Genomic DNA, 17,206 nt, shown 5'->3' on the forward strand with positions numbered 1-17,206 from the left:
CAGCGTTAGGGTAGAGACGCAATTTATTGCGTCTTAGATAGTTAGTTAATAGTGTTTTAACTATTGATTCGCATCATTAAAGAAGGATCATTGCTTCAAATGCTTCTTCTGAGAGGATGGGAATGCCCAATTGGGTGGCTTTTTCCAATTTGCTAGGCCCCATATTGTCGCCAGCTACTACATAGCTGGTTTTGGAGGAGATGGAAGAACCTACTTTGCCTCCGTGGCTTTCTATTAAGGCCTTGATCTCGTCGCGGGAATGGCGAGCGAAGACACCAGAGACAACAAGGGTTTTCCCCTTGAGCGTTTCTGAGAGAGTTGTTTGTTCGGTTTCAGCTAAGGCAAATTGTAGGCCATAGCCCTCCAAACGCTGGAGAATCTCCTTATTTCTCTCATCGGCAAAGAACTCTATGACACTCTGGGCGATGCGGTCACCTATCTCATCTATTTGGATTAATTGCTCATAGGTGGCCGTACGGAAAGCCTCTAGGGTCTTGTAGGTACGGGCAAACTTCTTAGCCACAGTTTCTCCTACCATACGAATCCCCAAGGCAAAGAGCACCCGCTCGAAAGGTACTTGCTTGGACTTCTCTATTCCTGTGATGATATTCTGAGCACTGCGTGTACCCATGCGTTCGAGGTTCTGTATTTGCTCAGCTTTCAGCTCATAGAGGTCAGCATAGTTGTGTATGAGTCCTGCGCGGAACATCAGCTCGACTGTTTCGGAGCCTAAGCCCTCTATATCCATAGCTTTTCGGGAGATATAGTGCTGAATACGCCCTGTAATCTGAGGTGGACAGCCATAAGCATTGGGGCAGTAGTGTTGCGCCTCGCCCTCATTGCGTACCAACTCAGTACCACATTCGGGGCAATGGGTGATAAAGGCCACAGGAGTAGCCTCTTGCGGACGCACTTCCAACTTCACCCCTGTAATCTTAGGGATAATCTCACCGCCTTTTTCAACAAATACTTGGTCACCAAGGCGAAGATCCAGTTTGGCAATCTGGTCAGCATTGTGCAGGGAGGCGCGCTTTACTATGGTACCTGCCAAGAGCACAGGAGCGAGATTGGCCACAGGAGTAATTGCCCCTGTACGCCCTACCTGGTAGGAGATACTCTCTAGGGTGGTGGTAACCTCCTCTGCCTTAAACTTATAAGCAATTGCCCAGCGGGGGGATTTGGCGGTATAGCCCAATTCCTGTTGGGCATGGAAGTCATTGACCTTGATGACCACTCCATCGGTTTCGTAAGGGAGATCATGTCGGCGCTGATCCCAGTAGTTGATAAAGTCCATCACCTCTTGGGTGGAGTGGCATAGCTTGGATTGAGAGGGTACCTTAAAGCCCCAATCGCGGGCTTTCTGTAAGCTGTCGAACTGGTTATTTACGGGCAGGTTGTCTCCCACTACATAGTAAAGCAGGCAGTCAAGAGGACGCTTGGCGACCTCGGCTGTATCTTGTAGTTTCAAGCTTCCACTAGCGGTGTTACGAGGGTTCATATAAGGGTCTTCCCCCTCAGCTATACGCTGCTCATTCATCTTCTTAAAGCCCTCCTTGAGGATGATAATCTCCCCACGGATATGGAAATGGTCAGGATAGTCCCCCTTGAGGACTAGTGGCACGCTGCGAATGGTACGTACATTGGCCGTGATTTCATCGCCCTGCACTCCATCGCCACGAGTAGTCGCCTGCACTAGTTGGCCATGGTCATACGTTAGGTCTATGGAAGCCCCGTCGTACTTAAGCTCACAGACGAAAGACACCTTGTCTGTACCCAGTCCCTTGAGGACACGCTTTTCCCATTCCTCTATCTCCTCCTTGGAGTAAGAGTTGTCCAAGGAGTACATACGGAACTCGTGGGTTACCGTAGGGAAGTTTTTGGTAATCTCGCCCCCTACCCTCACCGTAGGAGAGTTAGGGTCTTTGTACTGGGGATATTGTGCCTCCAATTCCTGTAATTCTTTGAGTTTTTGGTCAAACTCAAAATCGGAAATAGAGGGGGTATCGAGCACATAATAATTGTAGTTGTGCTCATTAAGTTCCTTGCGGAGCGCTTCAATCTTCTGTAGAACCATAGCTTTAATGACTAATGACGAGTGACTAATGACTAATGACTAATGATTAATGATTAATGATTAATGACTAATGATTAATGATTAATGATTAGAGACTAACCACTTAGTTGTGATAAAGCGCAAAAATACGAAAAATATCTTGTTTTTCTACAGATAAACACGTAAATTTGTAGCTAAAGAATCATCTATAAAATCCTTTCTATTATGGGACATTCATTATCCAATGCAACTGCGAAGAAACAAGCTGTAACACAGGCTGTTATCTTTGGTGTGGGATTATTTGCTTTGCTCTTTTTAGTCCTTAAGTTTGTCAATGGCTACTCAGCTATGGGCGCGCTCTTTATCTCTGGAGTAACCGCTGTATTGGCGGCTATCACTTGGGGAATAGTAAGCCACTATCTGAAGAAATAGTGGTTAGTGGTCAGTTGTTAGTGATTAGTCACTGGCAACTGACTACTAAAATTCAATTCTCCTCTGCCGGCGCGAGCTTGCATTAGGTAGATTTTTTGGCTCTCTATGGGAGCTACAAGCTCTATAATCATAGGTACGAGCTGCAAGCTCGCACCAGCAAGGGTCATTAGTAACTCAAAATAAAAACTCAGAACTTGAAAAGTATTGCATTCATATTAGGTCTTTATCTTGTGGCATTGTTGGTATTGCCATGTAGTGATATGCCTATATATGAGGGCAATGATACGGCTGAGATGAGTGCATCTCACTCTCATTCTTCTGGTGATATAGACCTATGCAACCCGCTATGTATCTGCAATTGCTGCCAAATGGTACTTTCTCTTCCTGTCTCTGAAGAGACGCCCTTGGAAACACTTTCTCCTATTATAGAAACCAAACACTTGATTTCCTACCCCTATATTATTATAGATTCCTCCTACTTGGGAAATATCTGGGTTCCTCCTAAAATAGCTTAATTCTTCAACATAAGGGTGAATTGCCATTCGCCCCTACTTTACTTTGACTGGTGCGTTTTTGTAATTTGTGCCAACATTATCTATTTATTACATATAAAATTCCATGAAAAATATCATTATACTGCTCTTTGTTCTCTTTGGCGGTAGTATCCTCTATGGGCAGGAGCAAAAAATAAGCGGACATATTACCTCCGCAACGGATAAAACACCTCTTTTTGGCGTTTCCATACGCATCAAAGATACTCCAAGAGGCACTACTACCAATGAACAAGGAGATTTCTCTATCAAAGCAGCCTCTGGAGAGGTACTGGTATTCTCCTTTATTGGATTTAGAAGCCTTGAATACACTATTACCCAGACTAATATTCCTCTTATCCTTGAATTAGAGGAAGAAGAGACCGAGCTGGAGGGGCTGACTATCACCTCCACACGTAGTAGCCGTACCATAGAGAAAGTGCCTACTCGTATTGAGCTTATTACAGCTGAAGAGCTAGATGAAAAAGCCAACATGCGCCCCAGTGATTTGCGGATGCTACTGAGTGAAAGCACTGGTATACAAGTACAGACAACCTCTCCAATCAGTGCCAATGCAGGTATTCGTATCCAAGGATTGGATGGGCGCTATACCCAGATACTCAAGGACGGATTCCCTGCTTACTCTGGAGCTGCCAGTGGCTTGGGTTTGCTGCAAACGCCCCCCTTGGACCTCAAGCAGGTGGAAGTCATCAAGGGTACCAGCTCCACCCTCTATGGAGGAGGTGCCATAGCAGGATTGGTCAATCTGATCTCTAAGACCCCTACCCCAGCGAGAGAGCTACTTTTTCATATAGACGGCACATCGGCTAAGGGATTAAACTTGAATGCATTCTATGGACAAAAATTCAATCATGTAGGTACCACTCTTTTTGCTTCTCATAGCAGAAACCAAGCCTATGCACCAAGTGACACTCCCTTTTCTGCCATTCCTCGCTTTGAACGCTGGGTAGTGAATCCCAAGCTATTCCTCTATTTTGACGAAGACACCTCGCTGAACATAGGGATAAATGCCATGATGGAGCAGCGGTTAGGAGGACATATAGAGTACTTAAGGGGCAATACCGACCCTGCCTATCACTATTTTGAGGAAAACAATACTCATCGCTATGGTGGCCAGCTAACATTTGACCACCATATAAGTGAGGATTCCCGATTCCAGCTAAAGAGTAGTATTAACTACTTCCAAAGAGAAATTGTCCTGCCTGATTATCGTTTTTCAGGAACACAGCTAAGCAGCTTTACAGAAGGGTTCTATGGTTTGGAAAGAGAAAAAACAGACTGGATTATAGGAGTAACCCTTTTAGATCATCGTTTTAAGGAACAGCCTCTTACTACCTTCCCTTTGAGAGATGAGCAGGAGATGATTGTAGGAGGATTTGCCCAAAATACTTGGAAAACCGCCCCATGGTTGGAGATAGAAAGTGGTTTGCGCACCGATTTTGTCAAAGACTATGGATGGGTAGTACTTCCTAGGCTAGCCAGCCTCTTTCACCTATCAGAGAAACTCACTTCCCGCATATCAGGCGGATTGGGGTATAAAACACCTACCTTATTCACAGAGGAAAGCGAACGATTTCATTATCAAAACATCTTGCCTGTGAGTAGCCAAAAGAATCGGTTGGAGAAGAGTTATGGCGCCAACTTTGATATTAATTACCAGACCCTTTTAGGAGAGGAATGGACTCTGAGTATCAATCAACTCTTTTTCTATACCTACTTAGACCATCCGCTATTGCTGGAAAACCTATCACCTAAGAAGTATCACCTAACCAATATAGAAGGGCATATCCACACCAAAGGATTGGAAACCAATGTAAAAATAGGTTACAAAGACTTCAAACTTTTCTTGGGTTACACCCTAACCAACACTCAATTACATGAGGGAGATGTCTTTACGGACAATCTGCTTACTGCTAAGCACCGTACCAACTCTATTTTGTTTTACGAAGTGGAAGATAAGTGGAAAATCGGGTTAGAAGCCTATTATTTCAGTTCACAGCTGCTGAGTGATGGAGAGCGTGGGCATCCTTACTGGATGACAGGTTTTATAGTAGAGAAATTATGGAAACATTGTTCTGTTTATATCAATTTTGAAAACTTCTTGGATGTACGTCAGACCCGTTTTGGAAGTATCTATACAGGTAGTGAGCGTGCTCCCGTATTCAAAGATATCTATGCTCCCTTGGACGGTTTTGTTTTCAACGGAGGTATTAAGCTCAAGCTATAAGAAAAAGGCTGCCTCATAAAGCGAGACAGCCTTTTTTGAAGACAACTATATTCAATTATTAAATCACTCCTTGGTCAAGCATAGCGTGAGCTACTTTCATGAAACCAGCGATGTTGGCTCCTTTTACATAGTTGATGTAACCATCTTCTTGTCCGTATTTGAGGCAAGCGTTGTGGATAGACTCCATAATCTGGTGTAACTTAGCATCTACTTCTTCGGAAGTCCAAGAAAGGTGAGCTGCGTTCTGTGTCATTTCGAGACCTGAAGTAGCTACCCCTCCTGCATTGACTGCCTTACCTGGAGCGAAAGGCAATTTAGCATCTTGGAAAGCCTTGATAGCCTCAGGAGTACAACCCATGTTGGATACTTCCGCTACGAGTTTTACGCCATTGGCGATAAGGGTTTTGGCATCATCTCCGTTCAATTCGTTTTGGAAAGCACAAGGCAAGGCGATATCACAAGGGATTATCCATGCTTTTTTACCTGCGGTGAATTTGCTTTCTTTAGCGAATTTCTCAGCGAAAGGTGCTACGATATTGCGGTTAGAAGCGCGGAGTTCGAGTAGGTAGTCAATCATTTCTTGAGTCATACCACCAGGTACTTCCACACATCCGTCAGGTCCAGAGAGACCGATTACTTTAGCACCCAATTGGGTAGCTTTTTCAGAAGCACCCCAAGCCACGTTACCGAAACCAGAAACCACTACACGTTGTCCCTTGATATCGCGGCCGAGCTTTTTAAGCATATGGTCTACAAAATAAAGCGCTCCATAACCCGTTGCTTCTGGACGGATAAGGGAGCCACCCCAGTTGATACCCTTACCTGTGAGTACCCCTGTATTGTATTCATGAGCCAATTTTTTGTACATGCCGTACATATAACCGATTTCACGGCCACCCACGCCTACGTCACCTGCTGGTACGTCGGTATCAGGACCTATGTATTTCCACAATTCGAGCATGAAAGCTTGGCAGAAACGCATAATTTCGGCATCGGACTTACCTGTTGGGTCAAAGTCAGATCCTCCTTTGGCACCGCCCATAGGGAGGGTAGTAAGTGCATTCTTGAAGGTTTGTTCGAAACCTAAGAATTTTAGCATAGAAGGGTTTACCGCTTTGTGGAAACGGATACCACCTTTGTAAGGCCCGATAGCGGCATTGAACTGCACACGATAACCGAGGTTGGATTGTACCTCTCCCTTGTCATCAACCCAATCCACACGGAAGGTATGGATACGATCAGGCTCTACAATACGCTCAATGATTTTTGCCTTAGCAAATTCAGGATGTTGGTTATAGACCTCCTGTACGGATTCCAACACTTCGTGTACTGCTTGCAAGTACTCTTTTTCTCCTGGGTGTTTTGCCTCCAAAGAGGCCATAATTTTTTGTACGTCCATTATTATTTAATTTATCAGTGGTTAGTGATTAGTGATTAGTGATTAGTGGTTAGTGATTAGTTCTTAGAACTAACAACCGACGACTAACAGCTAACAACTGACAACTAACAACTAAATTTTCTACAAAGGTAAGGAATATTGTAGGAATAAACAAACAAAAAGGCAACTATTTTCTTTGCTCTTTTTCAAGGGCGAATTGCTCACATACTCCGCTTTCGCGGACTTTGCCCCTACATCTGCTCATGCTAATTTTTCGTAAACTATTTCTGTTTGGCTATTATTAGAGGGCACGAGCTACAAGCTCGCACTAGCGTGGTCAATAGTTAAAATATTATTTGCTAACTTTCTAAGACGCAATAAATTGCGTCTCTACCCTAACGCTGGCTAAGACAACTCCTGATGAGCGTAGTTATCCATAGAGACGCAATTTATTGCGTCTTAACGAATTAGATTATACTGATATTTTTAACTATTGATCCGCATTATTAGGGCACGAGCTGCAAGCTCGCGCCAGCGTGGGGTCTTGCCCTACATAAAGGGCGAATTGCCATTCGACCCTACACCTGCTCATGCTAATTTTTCACAAACTATTTCTGATCGACTATTATTAGAAGGCACCAGCTGCAAGCTCGCGCCAGCGTGGGCAACATTTTTGTCCATTAAGTCTAAAAATATGAAAGCACCAAGAGGGTGATAAAGGCAAAGGGAGAAGCGAAAATAAGGCTATCGAGCCTATCGAGCAAGCCCCCATGCCCTGGGAGTATGGTGCCGCTATCCTTTTTGCCTGCCACACGCTTGAACTTAGACTCTACCAAGTCGCCCAAGGTGCCCGTTACTACCAATACCGCAGCTACGATCAGCCATTTCCATAGCTCTTTGTTGCTATATAGGGAGAGCCATGCCGCAATAAGCAAGGCGCCCACAAGTCCTCCTATGAAGCCCTCCACCGTCTTTTTGGGAGAGACCGAAGGGAAGAGCTTGGTACGGCCTAAGAAACGACCTGAGACATAGGCAAAGCTATCGCTCGCCCAGATAATGGCTAAGATAGCAATCATGGTATGTTGCGCCTCGGAGAAAGCCTCGGAGAAGCGCCACTGGGAAAATTCCCAAAAAGCAAAGGTATTGGACAACTCTTGTTCGTTCTTATAAATCTCCCATTTGTAAAGTAGCGAGATGAATAGGCAGCCTCCCCCTACATAGAATAGGTTTAAGAGGAATTTCTGCCAGGTCTCATACTTGACATTTTCCTTTTTGTAAAGGTAAAACACCAAATAAATATCGGTGGAGATGACTGCCAAAAGCAGTAGATAGACAAAGAGGTTGCTTCCGAATTCGCTTATGGGAATCAGATAGTTAAAGCACCACCAAAGGGATAGAAAAATCAGGTAAATGGTGCTTCCTGTAAGGCGAACCAATCGCTTGAACTCGAATAGGCATATCAGCCCGAAGACAAGGAAAAGGAAGCCGAAGGCCTCGGCATTGGAGAGCATAATGGCTGTAAGGAGTAGGAACACGTATATAATGCCTGTGATACAGCGTTTTAGTAATTCGTTCATTCGTTTGTATTTAAGTCCTCCAAAAGGAGTAGATATGTGGTTCGGTAACAGTTTTCGTAGAAGATAGAATCTTTTTCCTCAGGGGGCGTAAAAGCTCTGAGGGTACGAATATTATTGGGTCGTTCCTGGTGTACTTGTCGGTTAAGTCCGCCCATGGCGTCCATCAGGGTGGCGACGATTTGGCTGATTTTAGCCACTACAATCAGGGTAGAGGGGAGTTCGTCCAGACGTTTTTGTCCCAGTTGTCGAGAGGAGAACATGATGGAACCCTCTTCGGCTACCAAATATTCGCAATCGGTCAAAAAATGAGTAGCGAGCTGGTCATTGGTAACAAAACAATCGGGAAAGTCCGCCGAGAGCTGCTGGTCTAAGTGCTCATTATGGGTAAAGACGAAGGTATCTTCGCCAGCTTCGCTGACCATGGTTTGGAACACCTTGGAGAGGTCATCTCGCTTTTCTACATAGACAAAGATGCCCCCCTTATCTTTGAAGTTTTTTACAAAAGCCTCATCAATAGGGAGTTCCTTCTGTGGTTCTTTCATATATGGGTTAGGGCTTGGCGAAGCCGAGAATGTTCCTTTGAAAAGTTTTGATAGCCAATTCATTAACTAACGATTAATGACTAATGATTAACGATTAATGTCCGTCAGATCATTGGTATCAATCATTATCGGCGTAATCATTAACCATTAATTTTCTTTCAAGGTGTAAAGATAGGAATTTTTATTGGATAAATGAAATGTTTTATGATTTTTAGCAATGTGGGGTTTAGTATCTGCCTTTTATTCTATTCTCTTCCACGCTCGTATACGTTAAAAAGGTTAATTTGTAGCCAAAAACAAGCAAGTTGTGTCTTTATTTTTTGAAAGTTTTTGTATTTTTGCACTTTCTAAAATACAACATGGATATTCGTCTAAAGAAAAAACGCTTAAAGAACGACAACAACCTTACCTTAACTATAGGAGGCTCTAAGAGTGAAACCAACCGACTTCTGCTACTACAGTCTCTTTATCCTACACTACAAATAGAAAATGCCTCCCCCTCGAAGGATTCTGAGGCGATGTATAAGGGACTATACTGTGGCGAGAGTACCATAGACATAGGAGATGCGGGCACAGCTATGCGCTTTCTGACGGCTTACTTTGCCGCTTGCCAGGACAAAGATATATTTTTGACAGGTTCGGCTCGTATGCAGGAGCGCCCTATTGGTATTTTGGTGGATGCCTTGCGCCAATTGGGGGCAGATATCTACTACTCTAAAGCGGAGGGATTTCCGCCCTTGCATATTCGCGGTAAGCAGCTACGCGGCGGTCTGCTCTCTATCAAAGCTAATGTAAGCAGCCAATATATCTCGGCCTTGCTGCTTGTGGCTCCGTCCTTTACCGATGGGCTAATCCTACAATTGGAAGGAGAGATTACCTCCTTTCCCTATCTTAGAATGACCCTTTCGCTGCTCAATGAGCTGGGTATAGAGGGGACATATGAGGAGAATACCTTTACCATTCCCTATACAATGGCCATTGCTCCTCAGAGAATAGTGGTGGAACCCGACTGGAGTTCGGCTTCGTATTTCTATAGTATGGTAGCACTCAGCCCTATAGGGACTTCGCTCTATTTGGAACACTATAAGGAGAGAAGTCTGCAAGGCGACCGTATCGTAGCGGATATTTACCAAGCCTTCGGGGTGCGTACTATCTTTTGGGGAGATAAGATACAGCTTATTAAAGAGCGCGACTTGCTCTCACCTATATTCTCCTATAACCTGAGGGACTGTCCTGATATAGCCCAGACGATTGCGGTTACTTGTTTTGGTCTTGGGATAGAGTGTTTTTTGAGTGGCTTACATACGCTTAACATCAAGGAAACCAACCGATTGGAAGCACTCAAGAACGAACTGACGAAGCTAAATGCCGAGGTGCATATCTCCCAAGAGGAAATATGGATTGGCAGTACAGTCACACGCAAGATTCCTCGCAATGTCTCTATCAACACTTATGGCGATCACCGTATGGCGATGGCTTTTGCACCGCTATCACTGAAAGTATCGCTGATTATCAATGATATGGAAGTGGTAAGCAAGTCCTTCCCAGACTTTTGGGAACAGTTTGAAAGTATTACGGAAAATGATTAATAATTAATGATTAATGCCAGCAATGATTAATGATTAATGCCAACAATGATTAATGCCAACAATGATTAATGACATTAATCATTAATCTTTGTTTTGATATAGCGTAGTTTGCTTGTGTTTTCTGGTAGGCCAATGGGGTAGATGGCGGCATAGAGGCATTGGTCTGCACCTAAGAAAACAGGTGTTTGCTGGTTCATGGCACATCGCCACCAGGCCAAGGAGGCTTTGACCATGGTCTTAAGGCGCAGGGGAGCGGTACCCTCTATGCGGTAGAGGGCGATATCGGTTTCGTCGTTGATGGGGTCGGTATGTAGGGTGATAATATGTTTTCTATCGGCTGAGAGCAAGGGAAAGCCGTCCATATATAGCTCATTGCCTGTGGCCTTATCGGTGAGTATATAAGGCACCACTTGTGCGCCTGTCACACGTACGATATATTGCTCTATGTCCTTATGCTCGCCTACATAGCTATAGATAGCCTCGTTAAATCCGTCCTGACTGATGTCCTCATATTTTACTTTTTTCTTTTGGCAAGGCAGGGATAGGATTTTTCCTGTTTTCTCAATTGTCTCGCCCTTATCAAAAGGCTTTGGGCGCTGCTGCCAAGCCTGCTGATAGTCGGCCTCGGAGATGAGGGAGATAGAGAAAAACTCAGAGATATTATCCAAATCCTTAGGGATGCGCGTAGTACCTTTGTATTCGGTGAGGTAGCTGACTTGCTCTAGCTCTTCAGGGGAGAAGATCTCATCTTTATAACCTACTTCGCTTTTGAGAACATAGCTCTCATGTGTTCCCTTTTTGACCTTGTAATAGGGGCCTTCTTCGCCTACTATTTCCAATTTGGTTCCCAAGGCGAAATCCTCCGTTTGGGGCTGGTCTTCCTTTTCAGGGGCTGGGCTAGCATCTTCTTTGCCTAATACATATACTACCGAGCCGATGGGGAAATCGGGGCGGGTAGTGGGTGCTTGTGTTGTGTTTTCTTGGTTATCGGCCTCTTGCCTGATGGGTACTTGCTCCTGCGCAGTAGGAGTAGGGGAGGTTGTGGCTTGCTCTTCCTTTTTAGGCTGGCAAGCGGAGAGGATTATCAGAAGGCACAAGAGATATTTTTTCATAGTTTTGAGTTTTGGGTTACAGATTACTGATATTGTAGGCTTTTATTTGTACAAATAATAGATGACTATTTTATCGGACATCATTCCTTATAACATAGAGAGATGACTTGTTGTCTTCTTTATTTAACGTGAGTTTGATATAACGAAAGCTCCCTCGGATTTTCACGGATTTCACAGATTTTCTATGTTTGTGTAATTGTGCTGTTGTGATTTACACAGATTTTTATAAGGGCAAAGGCCTTATTTATCCGTGGAAATTAAAGAGTTATACTTAGTTGTTGTGTTATTCTCTCTGTGAAAATCCGTGTTTCACATACCCAGCTGTGAGCACTCGCTGGCTTTGTGGGAGAAAAAATATAATTTTGTTTACGTTCGAACTCACATTATTAAAGGGCACGAGCTGCAAGCTCGCGCCAGCGTGGGGGGCTTGTAGAGACCACAAAAATAGTGCCACAAATTAGGGGAGAAGCAAATGCGACAATGAGTACATATTACCCCTTATGAGAAGTTGCCAAAAGGATGGGCGTGGTGTAGGCTGGGGGAAGTGTGTAACATATATCAACCGAAGACAATAACAACTAAAGAAATATCAGATACAGGGAAATATAAGGTTTTTGGTGCTAATGGCATAATAGGATATTATGATAAATATAATCACGATTCTGAAGAAATAGCAGTGACTTGTAGAGGAGCAACTTGTGGAACAGTCAATATAACTGAACCTAAATCTTGGATAACAGGGAATGCAATGGTTGTCACTCCTTTGAACTCCTATTTATCTAAAAAATATTTGTTCTATTATCTAGAGAATACCAATATGAAAAATATTATTACAGGTTCTGCTCAACCTCAAATTACAAAAACAAATATAGAAACACTTTTTATTACTCTCCCTCCTTTACAAGAACAGCACCGTATAGTTGAAAAAATAGAAAACTATTTTTCTTTTTTAGATACCATAGAAAGTAATTTGTAAAAAGTTCGTTTATTATCATTTCTAAATTTTAAAGAAATGATAGAACAATTCAAGTCTTTTCTACTGAAAAGCAACTTGGCTCCTAATACGATAGACTCGTATGTGTGGACAGTGAGGTATTTCTTAGAAAAATACCCAGTTATCAACAAGCCAAACCTGATGGCTTACAAGAATTTTCTGCTGGACAAGTACAAAGCACAAACCGTCAACCTTCGTTTGCAGGCGATTAACAAGTACTTAGACTTCGTCAAGAAAGGCGCTCTGAAAATGTCCTTTGTAAAGGTACAGCAAAAGAACTTTTTAGAGCATGTGATTAGTCTTGCGGATTACCTGTTCCTAAAGGCACAACTCAAAAAAGATGGGTATGAGGATTGGTATTTTCTCGTATGGTTTCTTACTGCTACAGGGGCACGTGTGAGTGAGTTGATTCAGATAAAAGCAGAACACCTCACTCAAGGCTATTTGGATCTTTATAGCAAAGGAGGTAAGATACGCCGCTTATACATTCCTAAGCTCTTACGTGAGGAAAGTAGCCTATGGCTTAAAGAAAAAGGGATTACTTCGGGCTATATCTTTCTTAATCGCTTTGGTAAACGTATCACTCCACGGGGTATTGCCCAACAGCTCAAAGTCTTTGCTTATAAGTACCAGCTTAATCCTAAGGTAGTATATCCCCATTCTTTCAGACATAGGTTTGCTAAGAACTTTTTAGAGCGCTTCAATGACCTTACGCTCCTTGCCGACCTTATGGGACATGAAAGTATTGAGACCACTCGTATCTATCTCAGGCGTACTGCCAGCGAGCAGCAAGCCATTGTAGATACGGTTGTCAATTGGTAAGCCGTAGGGGCGAATGGCCATTCGCCCTTGAATGCAATTCACTCATAGATGGTCATTCGCCCCTATGCTAATTCGTTTTCTATTTGGTCAAAAACTGTAAAGTAGTTTTCTATTTGCTGAACGATACGGTGTTGCTCTGCAAGAGGAGGAAGTAAGACCTTTAACTCCTTGAACAATTTCTTGTTTAGGTGAGGGATAGCGGAACCTGTCTTTGATTCTTTAAAAAGTTGTTGTTCTTTCTTAAGTACATAGAATAGATATTGCTCATTTATTTCTTTAGAAATATTGAGGATTTTTAATGTACTCCCTTGATAACCCTCTGTGGTAGTGGTAAATATTTCTCCTGAATTTTCTCCATCTACCAAAATAAGATGAGTATTTTTAGGAATATATCTACCAGATTCTTTATAGTTACTTTCTGTTCTTCCTCTTAGAAAGGCAACATCTAAATAAGGTAGTGAGACAGCCTCTTTCTTCTCTCCGTCTAAGAGTTGACAAAGCACTTGTAATTGTGTGCACGCCCATCCCTTTGGCAACTTCTCATAAGGGGTATCAGCGGCAGTTGTTTTGCCTATACGCTTAAGAAGTGCTTCTGCAGGTTCATCGTTAGGGTCTTGGTGAGTGAGTTTGCCCGCTATGGCATAGTTGAGCACCTGAATTTTAGCCTGCTTAACATCGGATTTGAGCTGCTCTTTATGGGTTTCTATAGTATCCACAAGAGCAAACAGCTGCTCTATTTTTTCAACAATACGGTGTTGTTCTGCGAGAGGGGGGAGAGGAACTCTCATATTCTTAGATTGAGATAAAGAAATATTTATCTGTCCTGCTGAACCTTTGGTTGATATAGAATTGATTTCTGACATTTCAGACAGAAAGTAGAACAAATATTTATTGATGATGTTTTTATAAAGATAGGGACGTATAAGTACGGCTGCTTGATTAAAATTACTTTCAGGCAAAGATGTAGGTATAATAGCCAACTTTCCTAAAGGAGGCCCTACTATATTCATTATAAGATCTCCTATTTCTGTTTTTGAGCGTTTTAGTATCCCATTGTGAATAGATTCCTTAATATACTGAGGTTTGTAATCAAAGTCAATAGCCTGATTTCGCAAATTATAAACTTTTAAATATGGTATTCCTTTATCAACAAATGAGGAACTTTCGGGGGTACTTCCTGCTGCTATATAGGCTATCTCCCCCAACCTACACCACTCCCATCCCTCTGGAAGTTCAAAGGGGACTTCATCAATTGGTTCGCTTTCTTTTTTGTCTCGTTTGAGCTTTTTATCTTTGATAAGCTGCTCTTTCTCCGCACGAATACGCTCCAAGAGTGCAGAGGCAGGTTCATCGGTGGGGTCTTGGGGTACCAACTCCCCTCGTATGGCAAGGTCTAATATGGTTTTTCGTAATTGCTTAGTGTTCATGAGTCAATAAATTTATCAAAATCCGACTGAAAGAGGCGGTCTTGTACGATACGATACTTTTCAAACTCCGCTAGGGCGTGTGTATGAGCGATCTCGGCGGTGATTTTACCAGTGTCTTGTAAGACCTCTCGGTCGGCAAATTCTAAAAAGCGGTTGAGGCGTACTTCCCAATCGCTCATGGTCATCGGGATATGTCTTATGGCCATATCTTCTGCCATATCCAAGTAGGCAGAGACTAAACGCTGTAGCTGTGCCATCTCATCTTCGGTAAGGTAGTTCTTAGCTACGACCACATCAAAGGGATAGATTTTCCCCTTTGGGGCATGGTCAGCCCCATATGAGGTTTTTCGGCATTGGCACGCTCGTAAATTACCTCGGCAGCGGTATGTCCGTGGATAGCCCAATGTAGTTTGTTCTGTACTGTAGCGAAAAAACGTTGGGTAGCGGATGATTTAGGGTCGTAATCAATGGAAGTAGCGTAAATGTCGGTGATTTTCTGATAGAATTTGCGTTCGGAGAGGCGTATTTCGCGGATACGTTGTAGCTGTTCCTCGAAATACTTCTTTCCTAGTAGGGTTCCATCGTTTTTCAGCCGTTCATCATCCATGGCAAAGCCCTTGATGGTAAATTCTTCTATGATTTGCGTAGCCCATTTGCGGAACTGCACCGCCCTTTCCGAATTGACCTTGTAGCCTACCGCAATAATCGCTGATAGATTATAATGCTTGGTATTATAGGTTTTCCCATCATCGGCAGTTATTAGAAAATTTCTAATAACTGAATTCTCGTCTAATTCATCGTCTTCAAATATCTTCTTTAGATGATAATTGATAGTAGGGATTTCTACGCCATAGAGCAATCCCATCATTTTTTGGGAAAGCCATACATTTTCGTCGGCATAGAGGCTTTGGATATTGCTCTCTCCTGTAGCGGTGACAAAGGTTAGGTACTCCGCTACGGAAGCTCGTATGATGTCTTTAGGCTTTTTACTACTCATCTCCCATAATGGCTTTTAGTTGTGCAATAGCTTCAGTGATTTTGGCTGCTTTTTCCTCCATAGTAGCTATGAGTTCGTTTAGAGGTATTTCCTCGGTTTCTTCACCTTGACGTATCCAGCTCAGATCAAGGCTTGTTTTGTCGCGGGCACAGATTTCCTCATAGGTGTATCGGCGCCATCTGCCTTGGGGATTTTCCTCACTATACGTTTCTTGGCGCTTATGGCGGTTATCACGCTGGTAGCACTGTACAAACTCGTCAAAGTGTTCCCGCTTGAGGGGATTGGTTTTTCCAAAGTTAGGCATATTACTACGTAGGTCATAGAACCAAATCTCTTGGGTATTGCCTTTGTCCGAAAGTCCTCGCTCGAAGAAGAGCACATTGGTCTTGACCCCTTGGGCATAGAAAATTCCCGTAGGTAGGCGCAAGATGGTATGTAGGTTACACTTTTCCATGAGGTCTTTGCGGATACGTTCGCCGTCGCCATCTACAAAGAGCACATTATCAGGGAGTACTACGGCGGCACGTCCGCCCTTCTTGAGGCTGCGGTAGATATGCTGCAGGAAGTTCAGCTGTTTGTTGGAAGTGGGGAAGGTAAGGTCGTCGCGGGTAGCGCGTTCGCCCCCTTTTTTGGTGCCAAAGGGCGGATTGGTCAGTACTACATCATAGCCTGTCATCTGCTTGCCTAAGGAAGAAAGGGTATCGCCGAGTTGTATAGGTCCTTTGATGTCGTGCAGCATGGCGTTCATCAGTGCCAAGCGGTGGGTTTCATGCACCAATTCACCCCCTGAGAAAGCCTCATTGATCTGGAACTCTTGTAGTTCTTGGGAGAGGGAGAAAAGGTCATCGGTTTGGTCTTTTATATACCTGTCAGCGGCAATCATAAAGCCAAAAGTACCGCAGGCAGGGTCATTACAGCGTTCGCCAGCTTGCGGATGGGTGAGTTCCGTCATTACATCAATGAGTACACGAGGGGTAAAGTACTGTCCTGCCCCTGATTTCTTTTCGTTGGCGTTCTTCTCCAGCAAGCCTTCGTATAGGTTACCCAAGCCTTCTTCTTTGGCAGAATACCAATCAAGAGCATCAATGGTCTTGATGATTTTTTCCAAGTTTTTAGGTTCTTCTATATTGGATTTAGCCCCTGCATAGATTTCCTGAATCCTCCCTCGGCACTGTTCGCCCAAGTGTTCTAACAGCTCCTTATAGAATTTCTTTAGTTCTATACCGTCTTTGCTCACAAGAGCGTCCCAGCGATAAGCTTCAGGTATTTCCCCTTCGGAATTGGTTTCCTTGGCCATCTTTAGGAAAAGGATATAGGTCAGCTCTGTTACATATTGGTGGTAGGTGATACCATCATCACGGAGCACATTGCACAGTGCCCATAGTTTGGCTACAATTTCTTGGTTGTTCATAGTGATAATTTGCTTTAGGAAGGGCGAATTGCCAGACATACTCGCTTACGTGACTTTGCCCCCATAGTTGCTTATACTAATTTGAGAAGTCTTT

Annotated in this window: 13 protein-coding genes and 1 pseudogene; 6 read left to right on the forward strand and 8 right to left on the reverse strand. The window is 43.5% G+C overall.

Annotated elements, in window-relative coordinates:
* Positions 1-76 precede the first annotated feature (76 nt).
* Complete coding sequence (gene ligA / locus HMPREF1154_RS00025; protein ID WP_009640495.1) at positions 77-2,074, reverse strand: NAD-dependent DNA ligase LigA; 1,998 nt, start codon at positions 2,072-2,074, stop codon at positions 77-79.
* A 204-nt stretch (positions 2,075-2,278) separates the two neighbouring features.
* On the opposite strand from ligA, the gene HMPREF1154_RS00030 reads away from it, so the two are divergent.
* The 3 genes from HMPREF1154_RS00030 to HMPREF1154_RS00040 all read left to right on the forward strand — a co-directional run bounded on the left by HMPREF1154_RS00030 (position 2,279) and on the right by HMPREF1154_RS00040 (position 5,263).
* Positions 2,279-2,485, forward strand: coding sequence for a hypothetical protein (locus HMPREF1154_RS00030; protein ID WP_009640502.1), 207 nt, complete (start codon positions 2,279-2,281; stop codon positions 2,483-2,485).
* A gap of 194 nt (positions 2,486-2,679) precedes the next feature.
* Positions 2,680-3,000: a DUF6660 family protein gene (locus HMPREF1154_RS00035; RefSeq protein ID WP_144267029.1), complete on the forward strand. Its 321-nt coding sequence runs from the start codon at positions 2,680-2,682 to the stop codon at positions 2,998-3,000.
* Between the two features lie 103 nt (positions 3,001-3,103).
* Entirely contained in the window at positions 3,104-5,263 is a 2,160-nt protein-coding gene (locus tag HMPREF1154_RS00040; RefSeq protein WP_009640500.1) for a TonB-dependent receptor, read from the forward strand.
* A 58-nt stretch (positions 5,264-5,321) separates the two neighbouring features.
* On the opposite strand, the gene gdhA is transcribed toward HMPREF1154_RS00040, so the two are convergent.
* The 3 genes from gdhA to HMPREF1154_RS00055 form a co-directional block, all read right to left on the reverse strand.
* Complete coding sequence (gdhA, locus tag HMPREF1154_RS00045; protein ID WP_009640509.1) at positions 5,322-6,662, reverse strand: NADP-specific glutamate dehydrogenase; 1,341 nt, start codon at positions 6,660-6,662, stop codon at positions 5,322-5,324.
* 665 nt (positions 6,663-7,327) lie between these two features.
* Positions 7,328-8,218, reverse strand: coding sequence for a phosphatidate cytidylyltransferase (locus tag HMPREF1154_RS00050; protein WP_009640473.1), 891 nt, complete (start codon positions 8,216-8,218; stop codon positions 7,328-7,330).
* On the reverse strand, positions 8,215-8,823 hold the full coding sequence (locus HMPREF1154_RS00055; RefSeq protein WP_009640505.1) for an LUD domain-containing protein: 609 nt from the start codon (positions 8,821-8,823) through the stop codon (positions 8,215-8,217). The genes HMPREF1154_RS00050 and HMPREF1154_RS00055 overlap by 4 nt, the downstream gene beginning before the upstream one ends.
* Positions 8,824-9,119: 296 nt before the next feature.
* On the opposite strand from HMPREF1154_RS00055, the gene HMPREF1154_RS00060 reads away from it, so the two are divergent.
* Positions 9,120-10,349: a 3-phosphoshikimate 1-carboxyvinyltransferase gene (locus HMPREF1154_RS00060; protein WP_009640499.1), complete on the forward strand. Its 1,230-nt coding sequence runs from the start codon at positions 9,120-9,122 to the stop codon at positions 10,347-10,349.
* 74 nt (positions 10,350-10,423) lie between these two features.
* Here the strand turns inward: HMPREF1154_RS00060 and HMPREF1154_RS00065 are convergent, their stop codons facing one another.
* The gene (locus HMPREF1154_RS00065; RefSeq protein ID WP_034566530.1) at positions 10,424-11,461 is read right to left on the reverse strand and encodes a hypothetical protein; all 1,038 of its coding nucleotides are present in this window, start codon (positions 11,459-11,461) and stop codon (positions 10,424-10,426) included.
* A gap of 508 nt (positions 11,462-11,969) precedes the next feature.
* On the opposite strand from HMPREF1154_RS00065, the gene HMPREF1154_RS13045 reads away from it, so the two are divergent.
* The gene (locus tag HMPREF1154_RS13045; RefSeq protein WP_198004459.1) at positions 11,970-12,437 is read left to right on the forward strand and encodes a restriction endonuclease subunit S; all 468 of its coding nucleotides are present in this window, start codon (positions 11,970-11,972) and stop codon (positions 12,435-12,437) included.
* Between the two features lie 36 nt (positions 12,438-12,473).
* Complete coding sequence (locus tag HMPREF1154_RS00075) at positions 12,474-13,277, forward strand: tyrosine-type recombinase/integrase (RefSeq protein WP_009640479.1); 804 nt, start codon at positions 12,474-12,476, stop codon at positions 13,275-13,277.
* Between the two features lie 62 nt (positions 13,278-13,339).
* On the opposite strand, the gene HMPREF1154_RS00080 is transcribed toward HMPREF1154_RS00075, so the two are convergent.
* The 3 genes and pseudogenes from HMPREF1154_RS00080 to HMPREF1154_RS00090 all read right to left on the reverse strand — a co-directional run bounded on the left by HMPREF1154_RS00080 (position 13,340) and on the right by HMPREF1154_RS00090 (position 17,112).
* Positions 13,340-14,704, reverse strand: a complete 1,365-nt coding sequence (locus HMPREF1154_RS00080) for a restriction endonuclease subunit S (protein WP_009640489.1) — start codon at positions 14,702-14,704, stop codon at positions 13,340-13,342.
* Positions 14,701-15,701: pseudogene (locus tag HMPREF1154_RS00085) on the reverse strand (virulence RhuM family protein). Before HMPREF1154_RS00085 ends, HMPREF1154_RS00080 begins: the two are co-directional and overlap by 4 nt.
* Positions 15,694-17,112 (reverse strand): class I SAM-dependent DNA methyltransferase, encoded by a 1,419-nt coding sequence (locus HMPREF1154_RS00090; protein ID WP_009640472.1) that lies wholly within the window; start codon positions 17,110-17,112, stop codon positions 15,694-15,696. The pseudogene HMPREF1154_RS00085 and the gene HMPREF1154_RS00090 overlap by 8 nt, the downstream one beginning before the upstream one ends.
* Positions 17,113-17,206: the final 94 nt, after the last annotated feature.

The organism is Capnocytophaga sp. CM59, from assembly GCF_000293175.1.
Taxonomy (GTDB): Bacteria; Bacteroidota; Bacteroidia; order Flavobacteriales; family Flavobacteriaceae; genus Capnocytophaga; species Capnocytophaga granulosa.